We start from the raw sequence: 25,346 nt of genomic DNA, 5'->3' as shown, positions 1-25,346 counted from the left end.
GATCGGCGCTAACGCTGCTGCAAAGACAGCATCTCGACCGATAGCGCGTGTTCGCCGAGCAGATCAGCGAGCAGTTCGCCGGATGCGAGCGCGGTGTCGCCCCACCAATCGCGCCCGTCGATCCCTTCCAGATGACGCTCGGCGCAGCGCAACGGGACGACGCAGCGCAGACTTGCCTCCTTGCCTACCCGCCGGAACGCTATGGCCCGATCCGCGCGAACGCCGGTCAAGGCCACAGGCTCGTAAGCGCCTTCCGAGAACACGTCGGCATGCTCTCGGCGCAGCGCGAGAAGCCGCTTGATCAACGCCATCTTCGCCGGAGTCTTCGCGGCCGACCGATCGCAAAGGCGCGCATAGTCGACCGGACGGCGATTGTCGGGGTCGACCAGGCTCAGATCGGCCATTTCGGTGCCCTGATACAGGTCGGGGACGCCGGGCACGGCGTAGCGCAGCGCAACCTGCGCAAGGCTGTTCGCGGCCGCGGCCAGCGCGATCCGGCCTACGAACGCAACGATGTCCTCGAGGAACGCGTGAGATCGTGCGGGATCGAGCAACGCCCGCGCGAGGTCATGGCAACGAGTTTCGTACGCATCGTCCGGTGCCTCCCAGGACGAACGAAGCTTGGCCTCGCGCAACGCCTTTTCCTGCCACGCGACGATCCGCTCTGCATACTCCGAAAGGGCCTCGGCGTTCGACGCGTGAAGGTTCGTCGGCCATGCGCCGAACAGCGTCTGGAGCAGCATATAGGTGTCGGCGGGATCGACGCCTTCCGCGTGCGGGGCAGCCAGTTCGAGCCAATGCTCCGCACACGTGCGCCAGAGATCGGGTATCTCGCTGAGCACCGCGAGCCGCGCGCGGACGTCCTCGCCGCGCTTGTGGTCGTGCGTCGCGGTCGCGAGCATCGCTGACGGCCAGTCCCGCGCCCGCTCGATCATCGCGGCGTGGAACGCATCGATATCGAGCGACATCCGCGCGGCGTCGAAACCGACGTCGTTACGCGACAGCAGGCGACCGTAGCGGTAGAAGGCGGTATCCTCGACCGCCTTGGCGGCGATCGGCGCGGAGAGTTGCTGGAACTGCCGCACGGCGTCGGCTGCGAGTGCGGGGTCGCCGGGCCCCTCGCCTGCCAGCCAGGACAGGATTTGGTCGTCGACGACGTCTTCACCGGGGGGGACGAACGCGGCGACGCGCTCGCGGACGGTGTCGCGAATCTCGATGTCTGCTGCCGGTGCGGCATCGCCCGTGCCGTAGGTGCGGTAGACCGGGAAGACCCAGAGCAACCGCTCGATCGCGCGGTGCAGCATGCCCGTTGTCAGACCATCACACTCGACGGCCGTGCGGGCGAGCGCGGCGAACGCCTCGACGCACCGTCGGTGCTGCGCGTCGAACTGCCAGGCGAGCAGTTCCTGCCGCGCGCGCAGTTCCTCGGGCGCGAAGTCGGCGGATCGCCCGCTTATGTCGGCCCAGAGTTCGGCGAGTGGTTCTGCCCCGGCGGGCGCGTGGAGCAAGGCGGTGACCTGCTCCATGAAGTCGTACCCGCTGGTGCCGTCGACGCCCCAGTCGGTGCTGAGCGGTTCGCCGTCGGCGAGGATCTTCTCGATGACAATGTAGGCAGGCCCAGCCGGCGCATCGGCGGGACGTTCGCTCGCGTCGAGGCGCGCCCGGAGTTGCTGGCAATAGCCGGCCGGGTCGGTCAGGCCGTCGACGTGATCGACGCGGACGCCGTCGATCAGGCCCTCGGCGTAGAGGCGCAAATACAGTGCGTGCGTCGCCTCGAACACGACGGCGTCTTCGGCGCGCAGGCCGGCGAGGTCGTTGATCGTGAAGAACCGCCGCCAGTTGAGTTCGTCGTTCGCGACGCGCCATGACGCCAGGCGGTAATGCTGGCGGTCGATCAGCGCGGCGATGTCGTCCGTCGCTGCGGTCGTCTGGTCCTCGTCGCGGAGGGGCATGCGGTGTTCGCCGTATGCTTCGAGAACGTAGCGGTTGCCGAGTTGCTCGACCTTCAGCGCGCCGTTGGCCAGTGTTTCGGCGAGCGGATCGCCGAGGATCGGGAGGACGAGCTTTTCGCGCCAGTCGATGTCGAAGTAGCGTGTAAATTCACTGTCTTTACCGTGTGTTAGAACGTTATTCCACCACCCGTTCTCACCACCGGCGACGCCCATGTGGTTGGGGACGATGTCGATGATGACACCCATGTCGCGCGCGCGGAGGGCGGCAACCAAGCTTCGGAACGCGTCTTCGCCGCCAAGTTCGGGGTTGATGCGGGTCGGATCGACCACGTCGTAGCCGTGCGTGGACCCGCTTCGCGCGGTGGTGATCGGCGAGGCGTAGAGGTGGCTGATCCCGAGCTCGTCGAGATACGGCACCAGCGATTCGGCATCGGCGAAGGTGAAGTCCTTGTGGAACTGGATGCGGTAGGTTGCGCGGGGCGTGGTGAGGGCGGTCATGCGGATCTCGTGGCGTTGAGCGTGTCGATGCGGGCGGCGACGTCGGGGCGAGCCAGCAGCGCCTCGGTCGTGTCGGGCATGCGGCGGCGCCAGTTGGGGTGTTCGTCGATCGTGCCGGGGAGGTTGGGTTGCTCGACCTGCCCGGCGAGGTCTTCGATCGGGATGATGGCGAGCGCGCAGGGCGTGCTGGCGACATGGGCAACGGCGGCGTCGACGACCGGATCGGTGTCTTCGGGGGTTGGCTGTTCGGTGCCGGTGTGGAATGCAGACCAGAGCGCGACGCGGTCCTCGGCGCGGGCGGCGAGGTCCGTGGGTTTGTCGGCAGCGTCGGACTTGCGTCCGAGGTTCCACGTCCAGTCGATATCGCGGCCGCTCCACCAGCCAGCGACGGTGGCAAGGTCGTGCGTACCGGTCATCGCTACCGCGTCGGTCGACCATCTGGCGGGGGGGACGAAGCCGTCCGCGTCGCGCTCGAACCAGAGGACGCGCATGCCGAGCATGGCACGGGCGTCCATCGCCTCGCGGAACCCGTCGGGTACGGTACCGAGGTCTTCGCCGATCACGATCGCCTCGGCACGCTGCGATTCCATCGCGACGATCCGCATCAAGTCTTCGAACGGCATGTCGAGGTATGCGCCCTCCGCGGCAGACGCACATTCGGGGACGACCCAGAGGCGGCGGAGGCCGAACGCGTGGTCGATGCGGATGCCACCGGCGTGTGCGAGCGCCGAACGGATCGTCGCGATGAAGGGGGCAAAGCCGGTGTCGCGCAGGGCTTGTGGGTCGAACCCGGTGATGCCCCAGCTTTGTCCGTCGGGGCCGAGCGGATCGGGCGGCGCGCCGATCGAGAGGCCGGTGAGCAAGTCGCTGCGTCGGCTCCAGCCGTGGCTGCCGCCGGGGTCCATGCCGACGGCGAGATCTGCGATGAGGCCGATCGCCATGCCGGCGTCCTTGGCGGCCGTCTGCGCGGCGTCGAGGTCGCGGCGCGCTAACCACTGGAGGAAGATGTAGAACGTGACGTCGTCCGCATGCTCCGTGACGAAGCGGCGGACGGTAGGGCTGGCAGGATCGTGATACTCGGTCGGCCATTGCTGCCAGCCGCGTGCACCGGTGGTCGCGAAGAAGTGCGCGTGGAGGGCGTCGAACTCGGCATGGCGTTCGAGGCCGTCGCCACCTTGTCGCCTGAACGTTGTCAGGGTTTCTTCAATCTGTGAAAGCGTTTGGTCGAAGCTCTTGCGTAGTTGCGCGAGCTTTTCCGGGATCGCGGCGTGCCAATCGATCAGTTCGGGAAAGTCGCGGATGTCGGACTGTGTACCGAATGCGACCGGGTCACCGTACAGGCCGTTGAGGAATTGTCGGCTCGAGGGTGCGTAGGGGCTATACCGGCTGGCGTCGGCGGGGAACAGCGCGTGGGTGGGGCTGATCGCGAGGGCATCGGCGCCGCAATGGCCGAAGGCTCGGGCGGCATCGGCTAGCGAAACGAAGTCACCGAACGCCTTCGGCACGTCGGTGCGGAGGCTCGGGATCTGGACGGCGGGCGCCCAGAGTTTGCGACCCGGTAGCGCGTCGGCGATCGTGTAACAGCGGCGTGGCGCGACGAGAATGTCGATGACTTCGCCATTGATTTCAAGCTTGTGGTAGCCGCTCTTGCTTATCGGACTTAACTCCCCATCATCGACTGTGACGGAGCGCGTCGTACCATCCTCGAACGTAAGTTCGGCTTCGCCTGATAGCTTTGATGCCAGCCGGATCGGGTCTCCCACATCGATGGACAAGAAACGAACACCCTGCGCGTTTCGCGCTTCGATCGCGGCGAGGCTTTCGGCGATCTGCTTTTCGCTTCCGGACGGATGGCCCAGGCACTCCAGGATCGCCCGCAGCGCATCGTCGGCGACGGTCTGGCGACGATCCGCTGCGTCCTGCCACTCGGGTTGCAGGCCGGCCGCGACAGCGAGTTTTCGGAGGCTGCTCATCGATCCAGCCATACAGCGACGCTAGCAGCCTCCCCGGGTTCGCCATCGGCGAAGATCGGCGAGGTCTCTAGCGCAGGAAAATCAACGACATCGTCGCCGAGGTTGAGCGCGATCGTGAGGATTGCACCGTCACCCATCCGCCAGCGCGCAACGACCGCCCCCTCGCCGATCGCCTCGGCGCCGGTCGCGGTCGTGTCGCGCAGGCGGGGGATGATCTGCTCGTGGCGGATCTTGAGCAGGGTGCGGTACAGGTCCTGCCACTCGGCCGCATCGGCGCCGGGATGCGCGCGCGATTGGAGGAAGGTTTGGTGCGCGTTGGGGTCGGGGATTGCCTTACGTGCTTCGGGGTCGGCGAAGGCGGCGAACTTGGCGAATTCCTTGCGCCGGCCTTCGCGCACCGCGTCGGCTAGATCGTCGTGGAAGTCGGTGAAGAACAGGAACGGGCTTTCGCTTCCGTGCTCGTCTCCGATGAAGATCAGCGGGATCTGCGGGCCGAGCAGGAGCAACGCGGTGGCGGCGCGAAGCTTCTGGCGGTCGGCGAGCAGCGTCAGGCGTTCGCCCATCGCGCGGTTGCCGATCTGGTCGTGGTTCTGGAGGAACGCGACGAACGCGGTCGGCGAGAGGTGCGCGCTAGGCTTGCCGCGCGGCTTGCCGTCGTGGTTGGGCGAGCCTTCGCCCTGGTAGATGAAGCCTTCGCCCAAGCAGCGCGCAAGGCGTTCGGCGGGGCGGTCGGCGAAGTCGGCATAATAGGCGCTGGTCTCGCCGGTGAGCAGGACGTGGAGGACGTTGTGGAAGTCGTCGTTCCACTGCGCATCGAACGCGGCGGGGTGGAGGCGGTCCGCGTCGTTGCCTTCGTTTTCGAGGACGAGGTGGATGTGGCGGCCGGCGGTTATCTCGCGGAGTTCGGCGGCCATCGCGTCTAGAAACGCGTCGTTCGCGATCGCGTGGACCGCATCGAAGCGGAGGCCGTCGAACTTGTACTCGTTCAGCCACATCAGCGCGTTGTCGACGAAATAGCGGTGGACCGGCTCCTGATCGACCGCGACCGCGCCGCCCCAAGGAGTGTCGACGTCGGGGTGGAAGAAGCCCTTCGCATACGCGCCGAGATAGTTTCCGTCGGGGCCGAAGTGATTGTAGACGACGTCGAGGAACACGGCGAGGCCGAGTCCGTGGGCGCGGTCGACCAGCGCTTTCAGATCGTCGGGGGTGCCGTAGCTTTCGGCGGGGGCGTAGGGGAGCACGCCGTCATAGCCCCAGTTGCGGGTGCCGCCGAACGCGTTGACGGGCATCAGTTCGATCGCGGTGATGCCGAGTTCGGCGATCGCTGGGAGGTGGTCCGCGACGCCTGCGAAGCCGCCAAGCGTGCCGACATGGACCTCCTGGATGACCATCTCTTCCCACGGTCGGCCGCGCCAGTCCGGGGTGCGCCACGCGTAGGCGTCGGGATCGACGACGACGCTCCAACCATGGACGCCGCCGGACTGCGCGTGCGACGCCGGATCGGGAACCGCGAGATCGTCCGTCAGACGGAACCGGTAGAGGCTCCCGGCCCCAACCGGCGCCTTGGCGCTGAACCAGCCTTCCGGTTCAGGGATCATGGGGACCGACGGGCCATCGGCGATCTCGACCGTCACTGCGTCGCGATCGGGTGCCCAGAGGCGGAACGTCGTTTCGTCCCCGGTAAGCGTCGCTCCCCAGCTACTCACGCTGCGATCGTCCAGGAGAGCAGTGCCGCGGCCTGTGGGGGAAGTTCGTAGCTGTCCTTGATCGGTGTGGTGCCCTGCTCGGGCTTGCTGCTGTCGATCAGCACGGTACGCTCGACCTCCGCCGGCGGCGGCATGTGGAAGGTCAGCGGACCTTCCGAAGCGTTGAGCAGCAACGAGATCACCTGCACCTCGCCCGACTCCTGCTCGCAGGCGCGGCGCATCACCAGCGCGCGGCCATTGGTGTTCTCCCAATCATCGGGGGTCAATTGCAGGCCGCGTTCGTCCCACCATTCGATGTCCTTCAGCCCCTCGGCCGGCGTATCCTCGCCGTAGAGGAAGTTGCCCGCGCGGAGCATGCCGTATTCGCGGCGCAGCGCGATCAGGCGCGCCGTGAAGTCGATCAGCGCGTCACCCTCGGGGGACTTCGCCTTGTTCCAGTCGAGCCAGCTGATCTCGTTGTCCTGGCAATAGGCGTTGTTGTTGCCGTTCTGCGTGCGACCGAACTCGTCGCCCGCGACCAGCATCGGCGTTCCGAGCGAGGCGAACAGCGTGGTCAGCATCGAGCGCATCACGCGCGCCCGGGTCTCGAGGATCGCGGCGTCCTCGGTCGGGCCTTCGACGCCCCAGTTGCGCGAGCAGTTGTTCGAATGGCCGTCGTTGTTGTCCTCGCCGTTCGCCTCGTTGTGGCGCTCTTCGTAGGCGACGGTGTCGGCGAGCGTGTAGCCGTCATGCGCGCCGAGCAGATTGACGCTTGCCCAGGGTCGGCGCGCGCGGCGATCAAACAGATCGGCCGAGCCGGTCAGCCGCGCGGCGAGATCGGCGCGCTGCGCATGATCGCCGCGCCAGAACTTCCGCACGGTGTCGCGGTACTTGTCGTTCCACTCGGCGAAACCGGGGGGGAAGTTGCCGAGCTGGTAGCCGCCGGGGCCGATGTCCCAGGGCTCGGTGATGAGCTTCAGCCTGCCGAGTACCGGGTCTTGGCGGAGCACGTCAAAGAAGCCTGCGCCGGGATCGAAGCCGGTATCCGTACGGCCGAGCGTCAGCCCGAGATCGAAGCGGAAGCCGTCGATGCCGAAGCTGGTCGCCCAGTAGCGGAGCGAGTCCGCAACCATCTGGATCACGCGGGCCTTGGTGAGGTTCAGCGTGTTGCCGGTACCGGTGTCGTTGATCGAATAGCGCGGGTCGTCTTTGACGAGGCGATAGTAGCTCGCGTTGTCCAGACCGCGCCAGGAGAGCGTCGGGCCCTGCTCGGAACCTTCGCAGGTGTGGTTGTAGACGACGTCGAGGATCACCTCGATCCCGGCCGCGTGGAGGCGGCGGATCGAACGACGGAGTTCGTCGTGGCTGTCGGTCGCGAAGAACGAGCGCTCGGGCGTGAAGAAGTTGAGGGTGTTGTAGCCCCAGTAATTGCGCAGGCCCTTTTCCTGGAGAAAGCGGTCCTGGATGTAGGTGTGGATCGGCAGCAGCTCGATCGCGGTGACGCCGAGGCGCTTGAGGTGATCGATGACTTTGGGATTGCCCAGCGCTGCGAAGGTGCCGCGCTCGGAGGGCTGGACCTCCTCGAACAGCTTGGTCAGGCCCTTCGTGTGCGCCTCGTAGATCACCGTCTCGGACCAGGGCGTGTTCGGGCGAACGTCGCGCGACCAGTCGAAATGGCTGTCGGTCACGACGCCCTTGGGCATCGTCAGCGCGCTGTCGCGCTTGTCGAAGCTCAGGTCCGCGCGCGGCGACTTCACCTGGTATCCGTACATTGCGTCGGTCCAGCGGAGTTCGCCGATCATCTGCTTGGCGTACGGGTCGAGCAGCAGCTTGTTGGGGTTGAAGCGGTGGCCTTCTTCGGGGGCATAGCGCCCATGCGCGCGGTAGCCGTAGACGAGGCCCGGCTGCGCGTCGGGGAGGTAGCCATGCCAGACTTCGTCGGTCCATTCAGGCAGCGGGTAGCGCTTTAGCTCGCGGCGGCCGGTCTCGTCGTAGACGCAGAGTTCGATCTTCTCGGCATTGGCGGAATAGACCGCGAAGTTGACGCCGAGGCCGTCGAAGGTCGCGCCGAGGGGATAGGCCGAGCCGGCGTCGAGCGTGTCGGGCAGTAGATGCAATGCGAGACCCTTTTCGTGTCGCCGGACCAACTTTATCGCGGTGCAGCATTCCTTGCCGTGAAACCCGCCCGCCCGTTCCTATGTTCCGCAAGCAGCAGCGAGTTTTCGCCGCACCTTCTCACAGATCAAGGGACATGCGCATGCCTTCCACCATCCGATCGATCGCCGCATGAGCGGGCCAAAACTGTTCGAGCCGCTCAAGGTCGGCAACCTGACGCTCGCCAACCGGATCGTGATCGCGCCGATGTGCCAGTATTCGGCGACAAACGGCTGCATGAACGACTGGCATCAGATCCATCTGGGGCAGCTCGCGCTGTCGGGGGCGGCGTTGCTGACGATCGAGGCGAGCGCGGTGCTGCCCGAGGGGCGGATCACGCATGGCGATGTCGGACTTTACGACGACGCGACCGAGGCGGCGATGGCGCACGTGATCGAGAGCGTGCGGCGCTGGTCCGACATGCCGATCGCGATCCAGCTGTCGCATGCCGGACGCAAGGCGTCGTGCGAGGTGCCTTGGGAGGGTGGGCTGCAGATCGCGCCGGGCGAGCCGAACGGGTGGCAGACCGAGGGGCCCTCGACAGTGCCGTTCCTGCCCGAAGAGAATGCTCCGGTCGCACTGGACGCTGAGGGGCTGGCACGGGTGCGCGATGCATTCGTGGCGGCGACGGTGCGCGCGGCGCGGCTCGGGATCGACGCGGTGCAGTTGCATGCGGCGCATGGGTATCTGCTGCACGAGTTCCTGTCACCGCTGTCGAACCGACGTGAGGACGAGTATGGCGGCAGTCTCGAGAACCGGATGCGGTTCCCGCTCGAGGTGTATGATGCGGTCCGGGCTGCGTTCCCGGCCGAGCGCGCGGTGACGATGCGCGTATCGGGGACAGACTGGGCCGAGGGCGGTTGGGATTCGGAGCAGACGGTGGCGTTTGCGAAGGCTCTGGAGGCTCGTGGGTGCAGCGCGATCCACGTATCGAGCGGTGGGATCACGCCGGCGCAGCAGATCCCGGTCGGGCCGAGCTATCAGGTGCCGCTCGCGCGGGCGGTGAAGCAGGCGGTGTCGATCCCGGTCGTCGCGGTTGGGCTGATCACCGATTTCGAGCAGGCCGAGGCGATTATCGGGACGGGCGATGCGGACATGATCGCGCTGGCTCGGACGATCTTGTACGATCCGCGCTGGCCTTGGCACGCGGCGGCGCATCTTGGTGGTAAGGTAAAGGCGCCGAAGCAGTATCTGCGGTCGCAGCCTCGGCAGTATAAGGATCTGTTCGAGGGGTAAGCGAACAGACCGTCCAGCGGCGCCGTTCCCGGTCAAACTGAGGGAACGGCGCCAACCTACTGCATCTGCTGGATTACTGTCGGCGAAGCACAGCGCTCAACCCCAGGCGCGGGGCCCGCCATCGTCGAGAGCCCGATCGAGATAGAAGGCGGCGCTGATCAGCGCGAGGTGGCTGAACCCTTGCGGGAAATTGCCGAGGAACGTGCCGTCCTGCGCGATCTCCTCGGCGAACAGGCCGAGATGATTGCCGTGCGCGAGCAGCTTTTCGAAATTGAACCGCGCCTCGTCGAGACGGCCGGCACGTGCGAGGCATTCGACATACCAGAACGAGCAGGCGACGAAGGTCCCCTCCTGCCCCGGCAGCCCGTCGTCGATCTTGTAGCGATAGACCTGCCCGTCGTCTGACAGATCCGCGCCGATCGCATCGAGCGTCGCCAACCATTTCGGATCGGTCGGGCCGATGAAGCGGACCAGCGGCATCATCAGCAACGCGCCGTCGACCGCCCTGTCCGCCGGCGTATCTCCCGTCGCGCGGACGAAGCGCCCCAGCGTCTCGTCCCAGAAATTGGCCCAGATATCGTCGTGGATGGCGGTGCGCGTTTCCGCCCAGCGCACCAGCGGCGCAGGCAGCGAACGCTTCTGCGCCAGCCGCACCGCGCGATCGACCGCGACCCAGCTCATCAGTCGCGAATGCAGATAATGCTTGGTCGGCCCGCGCACCTCCCAGATCCCGGAATCGGGAGTCTGCCACGTCTCGCAGACCTGATCGACGACCCGGATGATGTTCTGCCAGCTGTCATGCGAGGGCGGCTCGCCATATTTGCTGCCCAGATAGACGGCGTCGAGCAGCGCACCGTAGATGTCGTGCTGGACTTGGGTATTGGCATCGTTGCCGACCACGATCGGGCCGGCGCCTTCGAAGCCGCCGAGCTCGAGCTTGCGTTCGGATGCCACCGGGCCGCCGTCGAGCGCGAACATCACGCCGATGCTGCCGTCCGTACACTCAGACGTGCGGTCCATCGCCCAGTGGAGGAAGTCGACCGCCTCGCCCTGATAGCCGAGCCGGAGCAGCGCATAGACGGTGAACGACGAATCGCGGATCCACGTCGCGCGATAATCCCAGTTGCGGACGCCGCCCGGTGCCTCGGGCAGGCCGAACGTCGCCGCCGCCGCGATCGAGCCGTGCTTGCGCGACGTCAGCAGCTTCAACAGCATCGCCGACCGCTCGACCGTCTCGCGCCAGCGGCCGCGGTACATCGATTGCCGGCTCCAGCTCCGCCAATAGCCGATATCTTTTTCGACGACCGCATCGAGCGCGGACGCGCCCAGCGACACGTCGTCGGGGTTGCTGAGTACCAGCGACACGGTCTCGTCTTCGCCAAGCTCGATCTCGGCGACGAGGTCTTGGCCATCGGCAACGAGCGTTCCCTTGCCATGCAACGCCAGCGCGAGCCCGGTTTCATGATCGAACCGGCCGCGTGAAACGCCGGGCGCGCTCCCGTCGTCGTCGACGGTGAACGACGCGGTGACCGAAGCGGCCCGGCCTACTGCGCCGTAATCGAACCGCGGTGCGCAGCGGATGCGGACCGTCGCGCGGCCCCGCGTGCACGTGATCCGGCGAACCAGTCGCGGCGGGACCTCGTTCCGATTGTCACCGACCGGCATCAGGTCGACGAGATCGACGCTTGCCTGCGTCCCCATCCAGCGGGTCATCAGGATGTTGGTTTCCGGCACGTACATCTGGACGACCCGGGCGCCATCGAGATCAGGCTCGATCGAGAAATGCCCCCCCTTTTCGGCATCGAGGAGGCGCGCGAACACCGGCGGACTATCGAGACACGGCCAGCACAGATAGTCTATCGTGCCCGCGGTATCGACGAGCGCGATCGTCTCCAGATTGCCGATCGCGCCGTGGTCGGCGATCTGCGAGACCTCTGGCGTGCCGGACACGTTACGGTCCGACGCGCGGCCGCCCGTGACCGGCCTGGCAGCATCAGCCATTGTCGCGGAAGCCCGGGTACAGCGACATCGCGCCGTCGATCGTGAGCGTCGATCCGACGATATAGTCGGCAGCGTCAGACACCAGGAACAGCGCGGCGCGTGCGACATCGTCGGGATCGCCGACCCGACCATAAGGGATCAGTTCGAGCAGCTTGTCCTGATCGGCCGTCGCATCCGCGTTGATCGCGGTGGCGATCGCGCCGGGAGCGATGCCGTTCACGCGGATACGGTCGCCCGCCACTTCCTGCGCGAGCGTCCGCATCAGCATGCCGCTGCCCCCCTTCGACGCGGCATAGTTGGCGTGACCCGCCCACGGAATGACCTCGTGGACCGAACTCATGAAGAGGATCTTGCCGATCGCCCGGCTGACGCCGCGGTCGCCCTGTTGGCGAAACCGGCGTACGGCCTCGCGCGTCACCAGGAACTGCCCGGTCAGGTTGACGTCGATGACCTGCTTCCAATCGGCGAGCGTCATCTCCGCATAGGCCGCGTCCTTCTGCATGCCCGCATTGGCGAAGACGATGTCGACCCCGCCGAACCGCTCGACGGTCTCGTCGAACATCCGGATCACCGCGGCCTCGTCCGACGTGTCCGCTGCGCACGCGAACGCCTTGCCGCCGGCCTGGACGATCTGGTCGACGACCTCGCGCGCCTTGTCCTCGCTGCTGTTGTAGTTGACCGCGACGGCCGCACCGGCGGCGGCGAAGGCGATCGCGGCGGCGCGCCCCAGTCCCGAGCTCGCGCCGGTGATGATCGCGGCCTGGCCGGTCAGGTCGATGTGCATGATGGATCTTTCGTAGGAAACAGTCCTCGCCCAACGCACCGGGTGGCAACTCTTTCCAATCGCAGACAATCTACCTGATCCTGATCAATCGCGCTGAAACGGACGCAACTCAAACGTATCGCCATGCTTTATGACGTAAACGCAATGGTGGGGCAGGGTGTGACCAAGACTTTCGTTTCAGTGATGCGCGATTGCCGCAGTATCGGTTTCAACACTGATCGACGGAGTCAAAACCGACCGCGTGCGATGACGGCCGCATCATTTTGAAAATTGTCTCTTTACCGCTATTTACGGAGTCAATTGCGTCACAGCGTCGTATTGCGATCGCTATCCCGATCAAAAACGAGGAGCAGCATCTCCCCGCCTGCCTCGCTGCGATCGACCGTGCAGCCGAGGTGTTCGGCGGTCGGGTCACGGTCGTCGCACTGTTGAACGACTGTACGGACGGTACGCTGGAACTCCTCACGCAGTGGCGACCACGATTTGCCGAGGTTTCCTGGCATGCGGTGTCGCTACTTGCCGGCTTTCGTCACGCGGGTTGGGCGCGACGCCTGGCCTGGGATGCCGCGGCCGATCTGCTGGACACCGACGACGACCTTCTGCTGTCGACGGACGCCGATACCAACGTCGCGCCGGACTGGATCGTCCGCACGGTGGCGCATATCGATGGTGGCCATGATGCGGTCGCCGGGCGTGCGCTGACGCTCCGCGGCGACCGCGAGCATCTGGGCACCACGGCGCGGCGACGGCTGGACATGATCGGCCGCTATTATACCGCGCTCGATTACCTGCGCGCCGACGCGGAAGCCTCGCCGCACGATCCCTGGCCTCGGCACTTCTACGAAGGGGGCGCGAGCATCGCCCTGTCGCGGCGGCTGTATCGGAGGATCGGCGGGGCCCCCACCCCGCCGGTCGCCGAGGATCGCGCGCTGTTCGAGCGTATCAGGCAGTACGGCGGTCGCATTCGCCACGCACTCGACGTGAGGGTGTTCACTTCATGCCGCACCGCGGGCCGCGCGCCCGGTGGCATGGCGGACGCGGTCGCCCGCTGGATCGATCAGCCGGAGCACGCGTCGCTCCACGAAACCTACGCGGTAGCCGCCGCGCTCGCCCCTGATCGCGCGACCCGCCGCGACCAACTCAGCTTTGCGACCCTGCCTGCCGCGATCGCCGAAGCGCAGCGCCTGATCAGGCTAGCCCGCCGCGCCAAACCGCCAAAGGTCGAGCCGATACGCGTCGTACCGATCGCTGCGGACGACGGTGACCGCTTCGCCGAGCGCGACCTTGAGTTCGGCGACGGCGTCGTCCCCGCTTTTGGGGTAATCGGTTTCGCCGATCCAGTGCACCAGCAGAATGTGCCCGCCGGGTAAGACCGCAGTCCGCAAATAGTCCGCTAGCCGGCTGATATCGGCGCTGTCCCAGTAATAGACGACCTCCGAGAGCAGCACGAGATCGAAGGCCCCGTCGGGGGCTTCGGCGGGCAGGCGGCGACGTTCGACGCGGACGTTCGACTGCTCCCCACACCGTGCGCGCGCGGCGGTGAGGGCGGTGTCGGACACGTCGACCGCCAGGAGAGAGTCGCAGCGCTGCGCCAGGCGCGTCGTCAGGACGCCGTTCGCGCACCCGACTTCCAGTGCGCTGCCGAACCGATCGCCGGGCAACGCGGCGAGCGTCGCGTCATATTTCGCGGCTTCGTAGGCGCTGGTCTCGAAATGCCAGGGATCGCCCCGATCCTTGTAGAGCGCCTCGAAATAGGCGGGTTCGATCGAGTGTTCACGACGCAAGGCGGGTCTCCAGCAGCACGGTATTGGGGCGATCGATCAGGCGAAGCATCGCCCGGGGGAGGCGGAAATTCTCCCGCGCGCCGACGATCCGGCCGCCGCGCTGGCTCCGGTGGCACGCCATCGCACGGCGTTGTTTGGGCCGCCCTGCCTCGCTGTCGACCGCCAAGGCACGGATCCCCCGCAGGCGCTGCCTTAGCGCATCGACCGTCCAGCCCCAGACCAGATAGTCGTAGAGCCGACAACGAAGCCGCGCTGCGACCGCCGCCGCCAGTGCCGCTGCGGCCTCGTGATCGCAGTGCGGGTCGCCCGACCACGTCACCGCGATCTGTCGAATGCCGCGTCGCCTGCACCACGCCACGAGCCGGTCGACGCTGCGGGCGAACACCGGGTCGCCCGGTTTGGCCGGCGTCGCATCGGGCCAGTCGAGATGCAGCAGGTCGGCCACGCCGCCAAGGATGCGTACCGCGGCCTGCGCTTCGCGGCGGCGCAACCCGGCGATCCGCTGCGCGCTCCAGCCGGGTGCATCGGGGTGCGATCCCGAGCCATCGGTCAGGAACGCGGTATGGACCCTGCCCCCCGCGGCGCTGACCGCCGCGATCAGCGCGCCGCAGCCCAGCGTCTCGTCGTCGGGATGCGGTGCGAGCACGAGCCACGGCCCCTGTCGCGCCGCGTCCTTCGCCGAGATCCGCCTGGCCCGCCGCGTCACCGCACGCCACGCGTCCCCGCCGGGCGCTACCACCACCGATCGTCGCCCCAGCAATCCTCCTCGAGCCACGCCGCCGCCGCCCGGTCGCGCGCCTGATCGGGTACCGGCTGACGCAGGTACAGCCCCAGATCGCGCGTGATCCGGTCGATCCGGCTTTCGGCGAAGAACGACGCGGTGCCGACCGATCGGGCAGCCGCCTCCATTGTCCGCAACCCCGCCTCCTCGACGATGCCGCGGGTCATGAGCACGAACGGGATCGCTTCCGCCGCCTGCGTTTCTGCCAGATGCGCGGCGCGCCGAACCCAGAGCCCTGCGCTGCGCGTCTCGGTGAGACAGGTGGCGAACCGCGCGCGCTGGATCGGATCGGTGGCCTTGCCGGTCGCGACGAGGTGATCGCGCAGATGCCGCACTAGCGCTTCGACGGCACCGAGCTGCACCGCGGTGAACCGCCACGCGCCGGCACTGAACCGCGGCTCACGCTCGTAATCATTCGCCGCACCGATCACGCCCTCGCGACCGATCGTCATATCGGAAAAGTCGAACGCCCCGCTGCACGTCCCGCGCATCCCGCGAACCTGCCATCCGGCGTTATCCGCGCGGTCGGTTTGGCCGGCGATCGGCACGAGGACCAGTTGCTTGCCGCCGGTTTCGTCGCGCGCGGTGACGAGAATGCGGTCGAGATGCCCCGCGCCGGTCGCGAAGCTCTTCGCGCCATCGAGAGTCCACCGATCGTCGCCAACCTTGCGGATCGCGAGACCAGGGGCTGGCTCGGTGTTCCAGACGCCAAACGTCCGTCCCGCCACAAGATCGCGGTCCAGCGTCGCGCGTTGCTCCGCGTCGCCGTAGGTCGCGATCAACTGGACCGCGTTGACATGCCCCTCATACACCCGTCCGAGACTCAGATCCGCCCCCCCGATCGCACGCAGCACATCGAGCAACGCATCGGTCGCCCCCCCCGCTGTCACAGCTTTAAAAGCTGCCAGCGCTCCCGCCTCGAACAGCGCATGGAGCCGCTCGGCGGGAAAATCTTCGTGCGTGTTCTCCTGGTCCCACGATGCCGCGAGGTGGCGGACGGCTTCGAGGACGGACCAGCCTGATGGATATTGCGTCAGTGGATACATCCCGGAACATCCGGCTGCGGGAGCGCACCGGTCACGAACAGACAACGTCGGACGCGCGCGAGCGTTGCGAGTCGCCGTCCGCCGCCGTTCAAACAGTTACGCAGAGGTAAAACGCATGCCAACCATCGGTTAACGCTTGGCCGGCATACTTGCACCATCGGATAGGACGAGATCGATGGCAAGCACACAGGACGTCTTCACGCTGGTCGGCAAGCGCATGCGCGGCACTCTCGGTGAGCAAGGTCATCGGAGTCGTCCCGTCGAGATGCCGCCGATCGCCGAACTCATCTGCCGGATCGATCGCGCACTGCAGGATCGGCGCGCCGCCTGATTCTGTTCTAGTCGGATCGGTCCACGGCGGCGATCGCAGACGCGTACATCGCAGCCGCCCGCCGCTCGCGTAGATCCTCGAATGCATCGCGCGGGTCCGGCGCGTCGCCGGTCGAGCGCAACACCGCCCACAAGGCGAAGCGCCGACCGGGTTCACGCTCGGTGCCGAACGCGATGGCGACCTTCTCCCGTCCGTCGTCGATCGCGCTCTGATCGAGCGCATCGATATCGGCCGTGCCGAAGAAATGTCGTAGTACCGCGTCGAGATCCATTTCGCTTCCTGTAGCCCGCGTTGCCGAAACGCAACCGGTCTCGCGCCGACCCGCGGCTCGAAACGGTTGCGATCCCGCCCCCTACCGCTTAGACGCCCGCCGATACACGCGTATCCCGGACGGGTGGCCGAGTGGTTTAAGGCAACGGTCTTGAAAACCGTCGTAGGGGTAACTCTACCGTGGGTTCGAATCCCACCCCGTCCGCCAAGCGTGATTTCCAGATCGTCTCAAAAGGTCTCGTAAGCCCCGGTTTTACCTTGGCTACCCGGTTGCGGTTTGTCTCACCGGGCGTCATTGGACATCGATGCAGCGCAAGCAATCAGGGGGCACTTTCGGGGCACCGGCTCGGGCACGTGGGGGCACCGAATGTTGACGGATCGGGCGTGTCGGCAAGCGAAGGCTGCCGAGAAACCGTACAAGCTGGGCGATGCTCACGGGCTCTACCTATTCGTGTTGCCGAGCGGATACAAAAGCTGGCGGTGGAAATACCGAGTTGGGGGCAAGGAGAAGCGGATTGTGTTCGGGGCTTACCCCGACGTTTCCCTGCAGGAGGCCAGGGATCTACGGGAGGCCGCGCCGCGCGAACTTCGCCGTGGGTCAGATCCGGCGGTCGACAAACGGCAGAAAGCAGCAGCGCAGATCGCGCGCGCGGGCAACTCGTTCGAGGTGATCGCTCTCGAGTGGCATGCAAGCCAGAAGCCGACCTGGTCGACGCGACACGCGGCGCTTGTCCTCAGCACGCTTCAGAAGGACGTATTCCCGAAGATCGGCAAGCTTCCGATCGACTCGATCACTACGCCCTTGGTGATAGAGGTACTGCGTCCGATCGAACAACGCGGCGCGATCGAGACGGCGCATCGCGTCCGGCAACGGATATCAGAGATTTTTGCAAGAGCGATCGGGGTTGGCATAGCTACGGCCGATCCAGCGCTGGTTGCGGGCAAAGCTCTTGCGCGAGTGCCGAAGGGCAAGTTTCCGGCAGTTCGGACGGTCGAAGCAGCTACGGCGGTGTTGCTTGCGGTAGAAAGCACACCCGGCCATCCGCTGACGAAGCTCGCCTCTCGATTGCTGGCGCTGACGGCAGTTCGCGCGGGTGTGCTTCGCTTGGCCGAGATCAGCGAGTTCGAGGACTTGGACGGCCCCTCCCCTCTGTGGCGCATTCCTGCTGCCAAGATGAAGTTGGTTTTGGAACGCAAAGAGGACGTTGCCTACGAGTTTCTGGTGCCGTTATCGCACCAGGCCGTCGCGACGGTGAAGGTGGCGATGGCCTTCTCGGGCAGCGCTTCTCTAATCTTTCGGAGCATCCGGCACCCGCGCAAACCAATCAGCGACAGCACTGTGAGCAAGGCCTATCGGGACGCGGGCTTCGCAGGTGTGCACGTACCGCACGGTTGGCGATCGACGTTCTCGACGGTGATGAACGAACTGGCTGGAGAGCAGAACCGCGTCGGCGACCGGGCGATAATCGATCTGATGTTGGCGCACATTCCGACGGGAATCTCCAGCAACGAGGGCGCGTACAATCGAGCAGCATACATGCCGCGTCGGCGCGAGCTGGCGCAGGAATGGGCGGATTTGCTGATCCGCGATTTAGCTTCCCCGGAGGGCTTGCTGGACATCCCTCGACGCTGATCGCTTCGGGAGGCGCACGATGACCGCGCGCTCCTTCAGCGAGGTTACGACCGGCGTGCGTGACCGCGCACGATCGAATTCGCCCGTGCGCCGCAACAGCCACAATGCCGGCGGCTCCGAGGTGTCCCTGTGGCGCACGCACAACACGTTCCCGAAGACCGAACACAATGCGCGTATGCGCGCGGCCGAAGCGTTCGAGCATGAGACCAAGCTGCCGGGGAAGCGCAACGGTGCCCTCGGTTCGATCGGGCTCGACGTCCTGCGCTGCCTGCTGCGCCTGCGCGGCCGTAAGGACGGCCGGCTCGATCCGACCTACCAGTGGATCGCTGACAAGATACACAAGTCGCGTAGCGCCGTTGTAGAGGCCGTCGCGCGCCTGAAGGCATGCGGCTTCCTCGACTGGATCCGGCGGTGCGTACCGATCGAGGACGCCCTGCCCGATGAGCAGCAGAGCGAGCAGATCTCGAACGCCTTCATCCTGCTACAGCCACCAACGGTGCGTGAGTGCGTCCGCCGCATGCTGCGTAAGCCGAGCGAGTTCGTCCGCGCTGTCGCCGAGAAGCTTGCGCGGCAGAAGAAGCTGGACACTGCGACGGTCGACGACGTGATCGCCGAAGTCCAGAGCCCCGAGCTGCGCGCCATCCTCGCCCGCGTCCGCGCCTTTGTTGATAGTGCAAATCCGCCGAGCGGTCACACAGAGGCCCTGTAAGATCTAAATATAAAAGGAACGCCTATGGCGTGCGCCGTTTGAAGCTTCACCAAGGCCCCGAAGCCCCGAACCCAACGGGTTCAGCATCCAGCGACCGCGGGTGAGCGTGCCGGCTTGCGCCGTCCCGTGCATCCTGGGGAGGATGCGCAAATTCGGTGCCGTTTTGCCAATTCACGTCACGCCCGTTGCCGGGCCGCGTAAGCGGACGGCAGATATAGTAAAGAGATTGGTCGGGCCGTTAACGGGGGACACGCCGGAGTGAGTAGGCATTAGTTCCCGTCACGGGGCTGCTATTCAAACACCCGCTGGCGTCTTTAGCATTGAGCACGCCAAATCGCGGATCGGCGCCGAAGTACAGCCACTCAGGCCTGCCCAAACTAGGTCGCACAAAAAGACATTTGGCTCTGTCTGCTCTTATTCAACATTCAGATTTGAACCGAAAATATAGCCTTCCGTGAATTCGCCGACATATCGGAAACGATCAGCGTTTATTATTCGATAAGACCTAATGCTTTGTTCTATCAAGCCATCTTCAGTAAATGATCTTAGTGCTCTATTGACATGCGCAGGTGTAATTCCAACGCTATCGCCGATTTGCTCCTGCGACATGGGCAACTCAAAGCTAATCCCGTCGCCGATTCCACGCGCCTTCGTTCTAAAAGCAAACTCATTTAAAAAATGTGCTACGCGAGTTCGTGCAGATCGACCGCTGATATTAAGAATCCACTCTCTTAATTGACGGGAATCCGCAACCGAGCTTAAGCTCATCGCCAAGCTTACGCTTCCGCACACATTCAGTAGTGTGTCGAAATCAGATCTCGATGCATACGCGACCAAAGACCTCGAGGCGCATTGGACGTTATAGTCCAAACTGCTCACGTAGCGATTTTCGGGATTTATAATATCACCGGGTATTATCATAGATAGTATTTGGCGATACCCGCCTATAGTTTGCTTTTGTCGAAAAGAATATCCAGATATCGAAAATGCATAGTCGGAATTTAATATACCTTCGCGAAATATATAGCTTCCAGTTTCAAATATCCGCGTTTTAATTCTTAGCGCCATCAGCGCTTCAATATCTTCGTTCGTTATCGCCGAGTATGCAGACAGTCCGGCTATGGTTAATCCAATATTATTGAGAGAGGAGTTCAAAATATATTCCCGTCTGATCGGCGGGAGCATTTTCACTCTCAGTTGCCCCGGGCCGCGATAGGTCAGCAATAACGCAGCTTAACATAGAAACCACCCTACACCTTTGATCTATGTTAGATCAGACATGTGGCCCATCGCATCGGAAATGTACGGCGAACCAGATGCTATATGCGCGTCAAGCCAGGGCACAAACGACCGCTTATCGCCGGCTGGATGTCAATATATCCAACGTATGAACGATGTAGAGGGCGAGCACGTCAGCCCCTTCCGCTTTCTCGGCGATTGCCAGTGCCTCTAGGAGAAGCGCTGTCAATTGGTCATGTTGGTCGAGCGTCATCTCGGCCCCTCTCTCGTATCCCACAGCGTCCGATGACGCTCAGCATTCCTAACCTAGATCAGACAAGGTATCTGACGCTAATCATTTAAAATTAATCAAAGTTAAGCGCGCCGTGCCTGCGATGGAGCGTGGTCGGCCACGATCTGAGCTTATCGAGACACCGTCGATCGGGATGGCGTGAGGTTCCACTATTGGAGCACCCGTTGGCGCTGCCCTTAAGCGTTCTGGTTGGGCGAACTGCACCAAAGTGCACCGGCATCAAAGGTTCGAAAAGGGTTATTCGGCCTAGGACCTGGGCCGGTTTCTGCCTGCAATGAGATCGCACCCTTTGAGACACAAAAAGACCGCAGGCGAGGTGGGGGGAAAAGCGTGTTTCTCGGGGTCGCCAGACACATCGCTGGGGCCAAGCCGACGCCCCACCACACGCTTGCTCCAAATCAGATGTTCCCTTTGTGTTCCGTTTCGGGTTAGGTGACGCTCCTGAGTCGACGGAACCCCGCATGCCCCTTCTCCAACTGCACGACGTCCCATTCGATCTGATACCGCTCGAGGTCCCTCTCCTCCTGTCGCGGACCCCCGCCGGCTTTCCGTCGCCCGCGCAGGACGACATGGAGGAACCGATCGACCTCGGCGCCTGGCTCGTCCAGCACCCGGCCGCGAGCTACATCATGCGCGTCGACGGCCATTCGATGCTGGGAGCCGGCATCAACGACGGCGACCTGATCGTCGTCGACCGATCGAAGGCGCCCCGCCCCGGCGCGATCGTCGTTGCGTTGGTCCACGGCGACCGGACGTTGAAGCGCCTGCGGCATATGGACGGCCGCCACTGGCTGGTGCCCGAGGCCGAAGGCTACCCGCACACCCTCGTCGACGAGAACGTCGAGATCTGGGGCGTCGTCGTCGGCGTGGCGCGGCAGGTCCGGTGACCGGGCCGATCGCCCTTATCGACTGCAACAACTACTACGTCTCGTGCGAGCGCGCGTTCGATAGCAGCCTGATCGGCGTGCCGGTGATCGTGCTGTCGAACAACGACGGGTGCGCCGTCGCGCGTTCGGCCGAGGCGAAGGCGCTGGGCATCAAGATGGGCGAGCCCGTCCACCTGCTGCGCGACAAGATCCGCGCGCACGGCATCCGCGTGCTGTCCTCGAACTACACGCTCTATGGCGACATGCAGCGCCGCGTCGTCGCCGCGTGCGACGCGTTCGCTCGCGACTTCGAAATCTACTCGATCGACGAGACGTTTCTCGACCTGACAGGCTTCGAGAACCGCGACCTGGTCGCGCACGCCAATGCCATGCGCGCCCAGGTCCGCCAGTGGACGACGATCCCGACCTGCGTCGGCATCGGCAACACGAAGACGCTGGCGAAGCTGGGCAACGCCGCGGCGAAGAAGAACCCCATGTTCGACGGCGTCGCCGATCTGCGCGACGACGCGGTACGCAAATGGGTGATGGACCGTTTCCCGGTCGAGGACGTCTGGGGCGTCGGCGGATCGACCGCGCGAAAGCTGCTCGCGCTGGGCGTGACGAACGCAGGCGCCCTGCGGGACATGCCGATGAAGCAGGCCCGCGCCGTCGGCACGGTCGTGCTGGAACGGCTCGTCGGCGAGCTGCGCGGCGTACCGTCCGACGCCGTCGAGACGATCGTGCCGCAGCGGAAGGGAATGGCCGTCACGCGCTCGTTCGGGACGCCGGCGAGCGACTTCAATACGCTGTTCGGCGCGCTGTCCCAATACGCCATGCGCGCCGGCGAGAAGCTACGCGCGCACGGTCTCGTCGCCGGGCGCCTCACCGCGTTCTTCCATACCAACCGGCACAAGCCTGACCGGCCGCAATATGCCGGATCGCGGACAGTCACGCTGCATCCGATGACGAGCGACAGCCTCGAACTGATCGCGGCGGCGAAGCGCGGCGCCACCAGCGCCTGGCGCGAAGGCTATGCGTACACGAAGGCGGGCGTCATCCTCGACGAACTCGTATCTGCACAGTTGCGGCCACGGACGCTGTTCGAGGGTGACACGGCGAAGCGTGATCGCCTGATGGGCGCCATCGACGAGATCAACGGCCGCTTCGGTAAATTCGCTGCGGTGCCGGCTTCGCAAGGGTTCCGGCGGGAATGGAAGATGCGGTCCGAGATGAAATCGCCGGCATGGACGACGATGATCAGCGACGTGCCAACTGTTTCCGCGAGGTAGTCTTCCGCAACGGCCGGATGTCCGGGTTTGCTGGGTTCCTGACTGAACGGTTTCAGGAGGATCCAACGCGATAGCTGCCGCTATCTTCGGTGTCAGCGGCGCGGTAATTACTGACCAACTCCAGCCGTTCCGCGGTTGACGCGTTTAAGGCCGTCCTTGCAGGAACCAGTCTTTCGTTTGGCATCGCGGCTGCCGGGTCAAGGCGCTAACTTATACACGGCCGCCCGGAGCGTCGTGAAGGTCCCTCGCGAGCGGCGAGGAAACAACCCCTCAAATTTGGTGCTTTCCGCTAGGGCGTTCCACGACGCTCAAATCATTCACCCTCGGTGATCGAAGACTGCGGCCTGGCCAATTCCTCTTTGCTCAATACCAGAAGATCGATGTAGGTCAGGACATCGCCCGGGTAGCGGGCACTTCTTCGCCACTTGTTCAGAGAAAATACGAGCCTCCGCGTTCCCGTATTCTTATCCGTTCGGGACGCAAAGAACTCCTGGGCGTTCTCCCGCGCCCACTCCTCAAAGTCCGTGTAGAGGACGCGCGCTTCCTCGATCGCGCGTGGAAGCCAATCCGTGACGCCCTCTCTCTGTCGCCTGAACTTGAACGCCCGCACGAACATCGCGAACGCCAGGGTATTGATGGTCCTGTCGGCTGCGTCGGTAGGCGCATGATGATCCGACACCTCGGTGTAGATGTCGTACAGGTCGGAAAAGACATCGACCACGCCGTCGTCATCGATCTCTGGGATGACGCCACCGGTATTCTTCATCATTTTCCGCTGCGTGGCGGTCGTGTATCTTCCACTCGCGATATGGAGAATCCTCGTGAAGAGGGTTCGGTCGATGACATTGGCCTTCTCGATGTACTTGCTTCTCAGAGCATCGGAATACTCGCCGCGCTTTGGTTCATAGAGGAGACCAGTCTTCTTGAAGACGATCTCCGCGATCTCCCGGTTATGATCGTTGCTTGCGGTACGGTCGGTCGAAGACACCGCCGTCTGCGAGTTCGTCGCGGATGAGATACTAAGAATAAGATTCTTCTTAGACTCTTCGTCGATTTGTGGCAGCGTAATGATTCTGACCATCACTTCCTTGCCAGAAAATAGGCGTTCGCGATCGATGTCAGAGCTCTCGTCGAAGATCCGCGCAAGGGTATACGCGGTCTGTCCGCCATTGATAATCTGAGGATTAACGATCTCTACCTGAGCCCGGTTCTTCGACCCGACACGCTCGTTCACGTAGGTTTCGTCAGAGACAATGGTGATGCCGTTATTCAGGATTGCAAACTCGCCGGTCTCGATCTCGACGATGCTCTGGTGGATCCCCTCGTTCGTCCGCTGCTCTCTAAACTCGAGATAGGACCTCGGGTTGTAGCGCAGGATGGAGTTCTTGTACCTCGACATGATCTTGGCAATCTCGAGAGTCGGCACAAGAACGACTGTGACCTCGCTAGGGCCGTGCGCCGTGATGATTTCTGCACTTAGGCGGGAACTGTTGGACTTGTTGCTTAGATCTATCTGGAGCCGCATGCTCGAAGTGTAGTGCTGCTCGCCGCGGATGGTCGGCATGACTAGCTCGCCGTAGCAGCGATCGAAGTTGACGATGTTCGTCTCGTCCCCATGAAAGAGGCGCTCGACAAGGGCATATTGCTCCGCCTTGACGTTTGCGAGAATCGTAACCCGTGTCTTGTATCGCGCGATGTCCGGGATCTTCTGCAGCTTCTCGATGAACGCCAAGATGCGGCCATTGTAGCTCCGCCCGTCGGTGCTCTCGCGATGGCCATTAAGGATCCGGTCCAGATCGATCGAAAGGATTTCCTCCGCCGATATGTTCTTGGACTCGAAGTTGCTCGACCCGACCCTGAACTTAGACTGGATGATTTCAAGTATCTTGTTCTCGGTGTCGATGTGGTAGGCATCAATCCCACCATCATAGCTCCCATCCGTGATCGTTAGCTCACGTTCTTCGAAACTCAAAATTCCATAGGTTGCGGCCAGATAGAGATGGATGAACGCGCGAGCCCTCGCCTGATTTTGCCGTTCCTCCGTACTGTCGTCGAACAGAGAGCTACGCTGCCTGACACCCTTCCCTTCCCGCACGTATTCATCAAGTATATGCGTCAGGATGGTGTACTTTCGCGCCTGTCCCGTATTCATTCAAGCTCCCCCTTCGAACTATATTCGAAAGGCCTTGCGAAACAGCGCGATCCGAGTCGGACAATGCCGCTTGGAAACAGAATTCCGCCGCGCTCGGTGGTCCTGTGGAAAACCCGTACGCAAACCCGGCGAAAACGGAATAACCGCGCAAGACCTTTCGACGACGTCTCATCAATTTTGCAACCCGTGTCAACGCGGCGTGCAGCTTCGCAACGTAACGACCAGCTTGCCCGGCCAGTCACCATTCGCTTTCCGTTGATTTTGATACCGGCAACGCAAAACATCTGATGTGGGCTCCAGATAAGAGCCGCCGTTCAAAATACCGGCCACGAATAGGGACGTTGTACCAATTCGTGCTCCTTAGATCTAAATGAAAGAACGACCCGCTATCGGCATGGCGGTTGACCGCAACAACAGCGGCTACCGCCCGCTCCGGGTTGGGAAGACCGGACCGCGGACCGTTATCTGTTCCGCCGGATATGGCCGTTGCAGCGCGACGATGTCATCATAGCCCCCGGTGAGCCATTGCTCGTGGTCGTTCGGATGCAGGATGGTGATCATCGCCTTGGGATGGATCGGCGCGACCAGGTCGTTCGGGTCGCACGTCAAGAAAGATCCTCGTCGGTTTTGCCGGGTTGCAGCCCGGCATCCCCCGCCCGGCTATGCCGGAC

General features: G+C 64.0%; 18 protein-coding genes, 1 tRNA gene and 2 pseudogenes. 8 read left to right on the top strand and 13 right to left on the bottom strand.

Annotated elements, in window-relative coordinates; genetic code table 11:
• Positions 1 to 8: 8 nt before the first annotated feature.
• Genes treY through glgX form a run of 4 tightly spaced genes read right to left on the bottom strand, consistent with a single transcriptional unit; the run spans position 9 to position 8,225 of the window.
• On the bottom strand, positions 9 to 2,450 hold the full coding sequence (gene treY / locus C8J47_RS17680) for a malto-oligosyltrehalose synthase (protein ID WP_121886773.1): 2,442 nt from the start codon (positions 2,448 to 2,450) through the stop codon (positions 9 to 11).
• Positions 2,447 to 4,423 (bottom strand): 4-alpha-glucanotransferase, encoded by a 1,977-nt coding sequence (malQ, locus tag C8J47_RS17675; protein WP_121886772.1) that lies wholly within the window; start codon positions 4,421 to 4,423, stop codon positions 2,447 to 2,449. The genes treY and malQ overlap by 4 nt, the downstream gene beginning before the upstream one ends.
• Positions 4,420 to 6,129: a malto-oligosyltrehalose trehalohydrolase gene (gene treZ / locus C8J47_RS17670; RefSeq protein WP_121886771.1), complete on the bottom strand. Its 1,710-nt coding sequence runs from the start codon at positions 6,127 to 6,129 to the stop codon at positions 4,420 to 4,422. The genes malQ and treZ overlap by 4 nt, the downstream gene beginning before the upstream one ends.
• A complete protein-coding gene (glgX, locus tag C8J47_RS17665; protein WP_121886770.1) occupies positions 6,126 to 8,225 on the bottom strand; it encodes a glycogen debranching protein GlgX in 2,100 nt (699 codons plus the stop codon). The genes treZ and glgX overlap by 4 nt, the downstream gene beginning before the upstream one ends.
• A gap of 169 nt (positions 8,226 to 8,394) precedes the next feature.
• Here glgX and C8J47_RS17660 point away from each other — a divergent pair, with 169 nt between their 5' ends.
• Positions 8,395 to 9,498, top strand: a complete 1,104-nt coding sequence (locus C8J47_RS17660; RefSeq protein WP_121886769.1) for an NADH:flavin oxidoreductase/NADH oxidase — start codon at positions 8,395 to 8,397, stop codon at positions 9,496 to 9,498.
• Positions 9,499 to 9,594: 96 nt separating this feature from the next.
• On the opposite strand, the gene C8J47_RS17655 is transcribed toward C8J47_RS17660, so the two are convergent.
• Positions 9,595 to 11,499: a glycoside hydrolase family 15 protein gene (locus C8J47_RS17655; protein WP_121886768.1), complete on the bottom strand. Its 1,905-nt coding sequence runs from the start codon at positions 11,497 to 11,499 to the stop codon at positions 9,595 to 9,597.
• Positions 11,492 to 12,283 carry an SDR family oxidoreductase gene (locus tag C8J47_RS17650; RefSeq protein WP_121886767.1) on the bottom strand — a complete coding sequence of 264 codons (792 nt, stop codon included), beginning with the start codon at positions 12,281 to 12,283 and terminating at the stop codon, positions 11,492 to 11,494. The genes C8J47_RS17655 and C8J47_RS17650 overlap by 8 nt, the downstream gene beginning before the upstream one ends.
• A 263-nt stretch (positions 12,284 to 12,546) precedes the next feature.
• Between C8J47_RS17650 and C8J47_RS19640 the strand changes: the two are divergent.
• A pseudogene (locus tag C8J47_RS19640) lies at positions 12,547 to 12,975 on the top strand (glycosyltransferase); the annotation flags it as partial.
• 501 nt (positions 12,976 to 13,476) lie between these two features.
• On the opposite strand, the gene C8J47_RS17640 reads toward C8J47_RS19640, so the two are convergent.
• The 3 genes from C8J47_RS17640 to C8J47_RS17630 are packed head-to-tail and all read right to left on the bottom strand — an operon-like array spanning position 13,477 to position 15,894.
• Positions 13,477 to 14,067 (bottom strand): class I SAM-dependent methyltransferase, encoded by a 591-nt coding sequence (locus tag C8J47_RS17640; protein ID WP_121886765.1) that lies wholly within the window; start codon positions 14,065 to 14,067, stop codon positions 13,477 to 13,479.
• Positions 14,057 to 14,809 (bottom strand): PIG-L deacetylase family protein, encoded by a 753-nt coding sequence (locus C8J47_RS17635; RefSeq protein WP_259467629.1) that lies wholly within the window; start codon positions 14,807 to 14,809, stop codon positions 14,057 to 14,059. Before C8J47_RS17635 ends, C8J47_RS17640 begins: the two co-directional genes overlap by 11 nt.
• Positions 14,800 to 15,894: an acyl-CoA dehydrogenase family protein gene (locus C8J47_RS17630; protein ID WP_121886764.1), complete on the bottom strand. Its 1,095-nt coding sequence runs from the start codon at positions 15,892 to 15,894 to the stop codon at positions 14,800 to 14,802. Before C8J47_RS17630 ends, C8J47_RS17635 begins: the two co-directional genes overlap by 10 nt.
• Positions 15,895 to 16,069: 175 nt before the next feature.
• Between C8J47_RS17630 and C8J47_RS19270 the strand changes: the two genes are divergently transcribed.
• The gene (locus C8J47_RS19270; protein ID WP_165899589.1) at positions 16,070 to 16,225 is read left to right on the top strand and encodes a hypothetical protein; all 156 of its coding nucleotides are present in this window, start codon (positions 16,070 to 16,072) and stop codon (positions 16,223 to 16,225) included.
• A 7-nt stretch (positions 16,226 to 16,232) separates the two neighbouring features.
• Here the strand turns inward: C8J47_RS19270 and C8J47_RS17625 are convergent, their stop codons facing one another.
• Positions 16,233 to 16,496 (bottom strand): hypothetical protein, encoded by a 264-nt coding sequence (locus C8J47_RS17625; protein ID WP_121886763.1) that lies wholly within the window; start codon positions 16,494 to 16,496, stop codon positions 16,233 to 16,235.
• A 117-nt stretch (positions 16,497 to 16,613) separates the two neighbouring features.
• Between C8J47_RS17625 and C8J47_RS17620 the strand changes: the two genes are divergently transcribed.
• From C8J47_RS17620 to C8J47_RS17610, 3 genes are all read left to right on the top strand, one after another.
• A tRNA-Ser gene (locus C8J47_RS17620) sits at positions 16,614 to 16,703 on the top strand.
• Positions 16,704 to 16,862: 159 nt separating this feature from the next.
• Positions 16,863 to 18,128 carry a phage integrase central domain-containing protein gene (locus C8J47_RS17615; protein WP_121886762.1) on the top strand — a complete coding sequence of 422 codons (1,266 nt, stop codon included), beginning with the start codon at positions 16,863 to 16,865 and terminating at the stop codon, positions 18,126 to 18,128.
• Positions 18,129 to 18,147: 19 nt separating this feature from the next.
• On the top strand, positions 18,148 to 18,837 hold the full coding sequence (locus C8J47_RS17610; RefSeq protein WP_121886761.1) for a hypothetical protein: 690 nt from the start codon (positions 18,148 to 18,150) through the stop codon (positions 18,835 to 18,837).
• Positions 18,838 to 19,251: 414 nt separating this feature from the next.
• On the opposite strand, the gene C8J47_RS17605 is transcribed toward C8J47_RS17610, so the two are convergent.
• The gene (locus C8J47_RS17605) at positions 19,252 to 20,022 is read right to left on the bottom strand and encodes a Crp/Fnr family transcriptional regulator (RefSeq protein ID WP_121886760.1); all 771 of its coding nucleotides are present in this window, start codon (positions 20,020 to 20,022) and stop codon (positions 19,252 to 19,254) included.
• An 807-nt stretch (positions 20,023 to 20,829) separates the two neighbouring features.
• Between C8J47_RS17605 and C8J47_RS17600 the strand changes: the two genes are divergently transcribed.
• Both C8J47_RS17600 and C8J47_RS17595 read left to right on the top strand, forming a co-directional pair.
• A complete protein-coding gene (locus C8J47_RS17600; protein WP_121886759.1) occupies positions 20,830 to 21,255 on the top strand; it encodes a LexA family transcriptional regulator in 426 nt (141 codons plus the stop codon).
• Positions 21,252 to 22,523, top strand: a complete 1,272-nt coding sequence (locus C8J47_RS17595; RefSeq protein ID WP_121886758.1) for a Y-family DNA polymerase — start codon at positions 21,252 to 21,254, stop codon at positions 22,521 to 22,523. Before C8J47_RS17600 ends, C8J47_RS17595 begins: the two co-directional genes overlap by 4 nt.
• A 313-nt stretch (positions 22,524 to 22,836) precedes the next feature.
• Here C8J47_RS17595 and C8J47_RS17590 read toward each other — a convergent pair whose 3' ends face one another.
• Positions 22,837 to 24,675, bottom strand: a complete 1,839-nt coding sequence (locus C8J47_RS17590) for an AIPR family protein (RefSeq protein WP_121886757.1) — start codon at positions 24,673 to 24,675, stop codon at positions 22,837 to 22,839.
• A 420-nt stretch (positions 24,676 to 25,095) separates the two neighbouring features.
• A pseudogene (locus tag C8J47_RS17585) lies at positions 25,096 to 25,290 on the bottom strand (DUF159 family protein); the annotation flags it as partial.
• Between the last annotated feature and the right edge of the window lie 56 nt (positions 25,291 to 25,346).

The sequence above is a fragment of the Sphingomonas sp. PP-F2F-G114-C0414 genome (genome assembly GCF_003688595.1).
Classification (GTDB): domain Bacteria; phylum Pseudomonadota; class Alphaproteobacteria; order Sphingomonadales; family Sphingomonadaceae; genus Sphingomonas.
The sequence above is the reverse complement of the archived record's forward strand: the minus strand, read 5'-3'. Positions and strand labels throughout refer to the sequence as shown.

Bases quoted from the DNA above. Each gene is read 5' to 3' on its own strand.
- C8J47_RS17590 (WP_121886757.1), bottom strand. From the start codon at position 24,675: ATGAATACGGGACAGGCGCGAAAGTACACCATCCTGACGCATATACTT.
- C8J47_RS19270 (WP_165899589.1), top strand. From the start codon at position 16,070: ATGGCAAGCACACAGGACGTCTTCACGCTGGTCGGCAAGCGCATGCGC.
- C8J47_RS17615 (WP_121886762.1), top strand. From the start codon at position 16,863: ATGTTGACGGATCGGGCGTGTCGGCAAGCGAAGGCTGCCGAGAAACCG.
- C8J47_RS17600 (WP_121886759.1), top strand. From the start codon at position 20,830: ATGCCCCTTCTCCAACTGCACGACGTCCCATTCGATCTGATACCGCTC.
- C8J47_RS17655 (WP_121886768.1), bottom strand. From the start codon at position 11,499: ATGGCTGATGCTGCCAGGCCGGTCACGGGCGGCCGCGCGTCGGACCGT.
- malQ (WP_121886772.1), bottom strand. From the start codon at position 4,423: ATGAGCAGCCTCCGAAAACTCGCTGTCGCGGCCGGCCTGCAACCCGAG.
- C8J47_RS17650 (WP_121886767.1), bottom strand. From the start codon at position 12,283: ATGCACATCGACCTGACCGGCCAGGCCGCGATCATCACCGGCGCGAGC.
- C8J47_RS17625 (WP_121886763.1), bottom strand. From the start codon at position 16,496: ATGGATCTCGACGCGGTACTACGACATTTCTTCGGCACGGCCGATATC.
- C8J47_RS17660 (WP_121886769.1), top strand. From the start codon at position 8,395: ATGAGCGGGCCAAAACTGTTCGAGCCGCTCAAGGTCGGCAACCTGACG.
- treY (WP_121886773.1), bottom strand. From the start codon at position 2,450: ATGACCGCCCTCACCACGCCCCGCGCAACCTACCGCATCCAGTTCCAC.
- C8J47_RS17605 (WP_121886760.1), bottom strand. From the start codon at position 20,022: ATGCTCCCGCCGATCAGACGGGAATATATTTTGAACTCCTCTCTCAAT.
- C8J47_RS17630 (WP_121886764.1), bottom strand. From the start codon at position 15,894: ATGTATCCACTGACGCAATATCCATCAGGCTGGTCCGTCCTCGAAGCC.
- C8J47_RS17610 (WP_121886761.1), top strand. From the start codon at position 18,148: ATGACCGCGCGCTCCTTCAGCGAGGTTACGACCGGCGTGCGTGACCGC.